Origin of the sequence: Candidatus Thioglobus sp., from assembly GCF_028599055.1 — a bacterium.
Classification (GTDB): domain Bacteria; phylum Pseudomonadota; class Gammaproteobacteria; order PS1; family Pseudothioglobaceae; genus Thioglobus_A.
In genome coordinates this window covers 1-4,883 of the sequence record NZ_JAQRMS010000088.1, presented here as the reverse complement: position 1 = coordinate 4,883, position 4,883 = coordinate 1, and the positions used below count along the sequence as shown (strand labels likewise).

Below are 4,883 nucleotides of genomic sequence, written 5' to 3'. Positions count from 1 at the left end.
TGTCTCATGTTAACGTTGATTACGCCGCTGTTAGTCTATTCAAAGCATTACTGATTGGCACTTGGCAAGAAATAAGTAGTTAAAGGGGACAGTTAAAGGGGACAGTTAAAGGGGACGGTACCCTTTTATAATTCTTTTATTAAAAATCCAATAAAAATTACTGTTTTTTCTTTATTTTAGCCCAATTCTTAAAATTTGCTAAATTTTTTCAAACAGCGCTATATACAGCATTAAAACGGCCTTTTAACCTATTTTTTATCGGTAAAACTGGTCATTAATCTCTAAAAAGGCTTGATATTCATACAAAACTTGGCCATTATGAAAATTTGCTAAATTTTTCCTTTGAGAAAAACTGGCATTAATCAACCATATTGATGTCAACACCCTGTTCGAGCAATTTAGCTTGATAGGCATTTCGATAAGCGTTGAAATCTTCATAAGTTTTATGGTGTCCACCACTTACAAAACTCAAGACAGCATTCAAATGAAAACTAAATAGACGATTATCAATTTCTATAATTTTCTTGCCTTCGTCAAATAATAAAAATCCAGGTCGATAGCTTAGATTATGCTGCTCAGCCAGTTGTTTTGGTGTGGTTTTAGTGCCATCAAACAAAACAATCTGCTCATCAGAATCAGCATCAAAACGCACAAACAAGAACTTATCTAGCTCATCAAGCACATCATCACGATTGAATAATTTCTCGTGGATATCACTACAGCCAACACAGCGCTTATCTTCAAACAACATGGCAACTGGATCACTAAAGTTAGAAAAATCTGTTACTTTCTCAAGCAATGAATGAGAAGCAAACTGATAACTAGGTGCTGACTTGTTGGCAACAAACTGATTTAACGATTGTGATTTTGAGTGGTCTTTAGCAACATATTCAACAGTATGGCCAAATAATGTCGGATTGCGATATCCATTAGTTCTAAAAATTTGTTTGCCTTGTTTATCTAAAAACACAATGGTAGGTGTGTATTTGACGCCAAGCTTCTGTGCAAGCTCCTTTTCACTCATTGCATCGCCATCAGGCATAGTGATTTCTCGACCGCCTTTAATATTAACCGCAATCACTGAAAAATGCTCTTTTATGAAATTTTCATTGTTGCCACTTTTAAAGTTTTGACTCAACATGGCGTCACAATATGGACAACCATCTAGATGAAAAAACAACAGCACTTTCTTGGCTTCATCGCCCGCTTCTTCAACATCTTCACCAATATCTAAAAAACTGTCAGTAAACCAAGAAGGCACTTCATATTGTGCCCCACCAGTAACCTTTCCTGGTTCAACGGCGTGAGCTGATATCAACGAAACAAACGCCAATATAAAAGCTATTATTATTTTCTTCACAACACCCTCCTCAAAGATTTTATTGCTTAATAATAAACTATAAAGCTAATAATAACAAACTCTGATTAGCAGATGCTGATGAGGTGTTGAATTGAGCTCTAGGTTAGACAAACACTTATCGGCCATCAAATAGTGCTTCAACACTATTCATTGAGGTTGGTAGTTGCAAAACCCCGTGTATTGGATAATCCACCGCATCAAGCACATTAAGGAATTTCATCTCTTTCTTTTTTGCCAGAACAATCACTTTAGTATTGGGCGAATACTTGATAAGACTGACCAATAAACCCTCTATGTTGGACTTATAAATACCGCTATAGTTGGTACTATAAGCATAAAAAAATTCGACCACAATAAAATCTACTGGTTGTTTCTTTATTAAGGCAGTGGCTTTACGAACGCTATTTACCCTCAGCTCATCAAATCCTCTACGGCTATACAATTCACTACAATCTGGAAATAAGATTGATTCAATGATTGAAATAACAATCGGTTTAGACATTATCTAACTACTTACAATTTGCCTTTTAGCAAATAAAACACCACCGCCACCAACAAAATAATAATTAGTAGCTCAATGGCGAACACGGTTAGTCGTTAATTGAATAACAAGCCACGCCGCCTTTTTGAGAGCCTGCGGCAAACATGCATCGTACGTTTGGATTGTCAGCTGGAATCCACTCATAAACGCGAATATTCCAACCGGCAGTTTCAATCAAATACTCAGAGCTTGGCTTAACGGTTTGCGCACCCATGGTGGTCATTTTTTCCCAAAGACCTGCTTGTGCAGATATTGACAAGGTGAATGCGATTATTAATGTGATTAGTTTCATGTTATCTCCAGGTATATTGGTTAATTAACGCATGCCGCGTTGTTTTTTGATCAGCTCATATGCGCTGATAATTTCTTGTGTTTTTTCCTTGGCCAGCTTCATCATCTCTTCTGGCAATCCTTTGGCCACGAGCTTATCTGGATGATGCTGAGACAACAGTCGACGATAAGCGCGCTTCAGCTCTTTATCTGTGGTATTTTTATCCACACCTAAGATAACGTAAGCATCATCAATGGTTGGCTGATTAGCGCTATGACTGGTAGCTGCAAATTGTTGAATCAGACTCTCTAGCTCATGAAGGGAAAAATGCAATTTTTGCGCAATATACTTAAGTGCTTCATGCTCTTTGTTGTCTAATACGCCATCTGCGTATGCTGCCTGAATTTGAATTTCCAAAAACATGCGAACCAAATGTGTACGTCTGTGGCTTTCAAGTCTAAATTGATCGAGTACCTCATCCAAATTAAAGCCATCACTTTTGCCTTGATTAAACAGCTCTTTTGCCACTTTTTGCATGTCTGCTTCAAGCTGCAAATGTTGCATTACCTGTTGTGCTAATAAAATTTCAGATTTTGATACCCTGCCATCAATTTTGGCAATATAACCCATAACTGAAAACACGCTACTAAAAAACGCTGCTTGAACTCGCTGTTGGTCGCCTATATGATAATTTTGATCAAAATTACCAAAGCTGGATTTGCTTTTAGAAAGATTACCTGCAAAGGCTGCGCCAAGCATTGCCCCCAGAGGGCCGCCTAAAATAAAACCAAATGCACCGCCCAAAACGGTTGTCCACCAACTCATAACACCTATCCTTTCTGTGGTTTATTTTTAGGCTTTTTCTTGGGCTTGTTACCCCAAAAGCCTTTCTTTTGTTTAGATTTGTTATCCGCAGAGTTGCTGTCTTTTCCGTATCTCGGCTTATTTCTGGGTTTGCTCTTTTTCGGCTTTTTCTTTTTAGGCGGCAAAAGGTTTTTGGCTGATTCTGGCACATTATGATCAGGCGTAAAATCATCCACCATAATTCGGTCTAGTTTCTTTTGTGTCAGGCGCTCAATATCAAATAACTGCTTTGCCTCATCAGCACTCACCAGTGAAATTGCCTCACCCTTGGAACCAGCACGGCCTGTTCGCCCGATACGATGAACATAGTCTTCTGGCACATTTGGCAGGTCAAAATTTACCACATGTGGCAACTCAGATATGTCAATACCACGCGCTGCAATATCTGTTGCCACGAGCACGTTAACCTTACCCGCTTTGAAATCAGCCAAAGCTCTAGTTCGAGCACCTTGGGATTTATTGCCATGAATGGCTGCAGCGGTAATACCTTTCTTGCCCAACTGAGTGGCAATACGATTAGCACCATGCTTGGTACGACTAAACACCAGCACCTGATACCAGCCGTGATCTTTAATTAGCTTGGTAAGCAACGCCTGTTTTTTAGATTTATCAACCGGATGAATCCACTGCTTGACTGATTTCACGGTGGAGTTTCTAGGGGTAACTGAAATTTCAACCGGATTATGCACTAAGGTTTTAGCCAGCTTTCTAATCTCATCAGAAAAGGTTGCTGAAAACATTAACGTCTGCCTTTTAACAGGCAAAATCTTTAAAATTCGCTTAATATCATGAATAAACCCCATATCTAGCATTCGATCCGCTTCATCAAAAACAATGATTTCTAGCTGATCAAACTTAACGGCATTTTGCGAATAAAGATCTAATAAGCGCCCTGGAGTAGCTACCAATATATCCACCCCACCTCTAAGCTTCTGCATTTGTGGATTAATTTTCACCCCGCCAAATACCACCGTTGACTTGAGTGGCAGTTGTTTGCCGTAGGTATCAACACTAGCTTGCACTTGTGCTGCTAGCTCACGTGTTGGCGTTAGGATTAGCGATCGAACTTGATTCGATTTAGTCGGCTGCCCTTTAGAAAGTAGTTGCAAAATTGGCAAAGTAAAGCCTGCAGTTTTACCCGTGCCGGTTTGCGCTGCCGCCATAACATCTTTACCCTCTAGCACCAGAGGAATAGATTTCTCTTGTATGGGTGATGGCTTGTCATAGCCTTGCTGAGAAACTGCCTTCAGAATTGAATCTGATAAGCCTAATTTAGAAAAACCCATAATCATATTGAGATCAATTAAAAATGCTCATTTTACAAGAGCAAACTATAATAAATAACATGAATGATTACCAAGCGCTAAAAACCCCCTGTGTGGGCATTTGCAAATACAACAAAAACAACTATTGTGTTGGATGCAAACGTCATAGTGACGAAATTAGTGGCTGGATCAACTATTCAGACGACGTTCGAAAGGCCATCATGCAGGATCTAAAAGATCGAAAAATTGATTAGCTCATCTCAGCAGTTGTACGCACTTTAACACTTAGCGCATGCAGTTCGCAATACATTGGCAATTGGCCAAGAGGCACCCCAAAATGCCATGACTAACACCATCCATAAATAAAGTCGACTATTCGTCATGACAACCCAAGCAGCACACCTGCCAAAATCATCACTACAGCAACTATCTGATTAATACGTCGATCCATGTGAGTCTTAGTGAATAGTGTCTTAATCTTAACGACGCCGACATTAATCAAACTAATGCCAGCCAATAAACCCAGTCCAACTGTTAGTAATATTTGTACTGCATAGAAAAAATTCACATTCGATAATTCAA

General features: G+C 39.2%; 7 protein-coding genes. 1 reads left to right on the top strand and 6 read right to left on the bottom strand.

Translation table 11 applies throughout. The features are described 5' to 3' along the window. Nucleotides 1–358: 358 nt before the first annotated feature. The 5 genes from PSN35_RS06000 to PSN35_RS05980 all read right to left on the bottom strand — a co-directional run bounded on the left by PSN35_RS06000 (nt 359) and on the right by PSN35_RS05980 (nt 4,322). Nucleotides 359–1,360, bottom strand: a complete 1,002-nt coding sequence (locus PSN35_RS06000) for a thioredoxin fold domain-containing protein (RefSeq protein ID WP_300030835.1) — start codon at nt 1,358–1,360, stop codon at nt 359–361. A gap of 115 nt (nt 1,361–1,475) precedes the next feature. Further along, nucleotides 1,476–1,862 carry a hypothetical protein gene (locus PSN35_RS05995; protein WP_300030833.1) on the bottom strand — a complete coding sequence of 129 codons (387 nt, stop codon included), beginning with the start codon at nt 1,860–1,862 and terminating at the stop codon, nt 1,476–1,478. An 88-nt stretch (nt 1,863–1,950) separates the two neighbouring features. Beyond that, nucleotides 1,951–2,193, bottom strand: coding sequence for a hypothetical protein (locus PSN35_RS05990; protein ID WP_300030831.1), 243 nt, complete (start codon nt 2,191–2,193; stop codon nt 1,951–1,953). A 24-nt stretch (nt 2,194–2,217) separates the two neighbouring features. Continuing rightward, nucleotides 2,218–2,997 (bottom strand): co-chaperone DjlA, encoded by a 780-nt coding sequence (gene djlA / locus PSN35_RS05985; protein WP_300030828.1) that lies wholly within the window; start codon nt 2,995–2,997, stop codon nt 2,218–2,220. Between the two features lie 5 nt (nt 2,998–3,002). Continuing rightward, nucleotides 3,003–4,322 carry a DEAD/DEAH box helicase gene (locus tag PSN35_RS05980; protein WP_300030826.1) on the bottom strand — a complete coding sequence of 440 codons (1,320 nt, stop codon included), beginning with the start codon at nt 4,320–4,322 and terminating at the stop codon, nt 3,003–3,005. Nucleotides 4,323–4,381: 59 nt separating this feature from the next. Between PSN35_RS05980 and PSN35_RS05975 the strand changes: the two genes are divergently transcribed. Further along, nucleotides 4,382–4,555 (top strand): DUF1289 domain-containing protein, encoded by a 174-nt coding sequence (locus PSN35_RS05975; RefSeq protein WP_300030824.1) that lies wholly within the window; start codon nt 4,382–4,384, stop codon nt 4,553–4,555. Between the two features lie 125 nt (nt 4,556–4,680). Here PSN35_RS05975 and PSN35_RS05970 read toward each other — a convergent pair. Beyond that, a partial coding sequence (locus PSN35_RS05970) for a hypothetical protein (RefSeq protein ID WP_300030821.1) occupies nt 4,681–4,883 on the bottom strand: 203 nt, incomplete at its 5' end.

Bases quoted from the DNA above. Each gene is read 5' to 3' on its own strand.
- PSN35_RS05995 (WP_300030833.1), bottom strand. From the start codon at position 1,862: ATGTCTAAACCGATTGTTATTTCAATCATTGAATCAATCTTATTTCCA.
- PSN35_RS05990 (WP_300030831.1), bottom strand. From the start codon at position 2,193: ATGAAACTAATCACATTAATAATCGCATTCACCTTGTCAATATCTGCA.
- djlA (WP_300030828.1), bottom strand. From the start codon at position 2,997: ATGAGTTGGTGGACAACCGTTTTGGGCGGTGCATTTGGTTTTATTTTA.
- PSN35_RS05980 (WP_300030826.1), bottom strand. From the start codon at position 4,322: ATGGGTTTTTCTAAATTAGGCTTATCAGATTCAATTCTGAAGGCAGTT.
- PSN35_RS05975 (WP_300030824.1), top strand. From the start codon at position 4,382: ATGAATGATTACCAAGCGCTAAAAACCCCCTGTGTGGGCATTTGCAAA.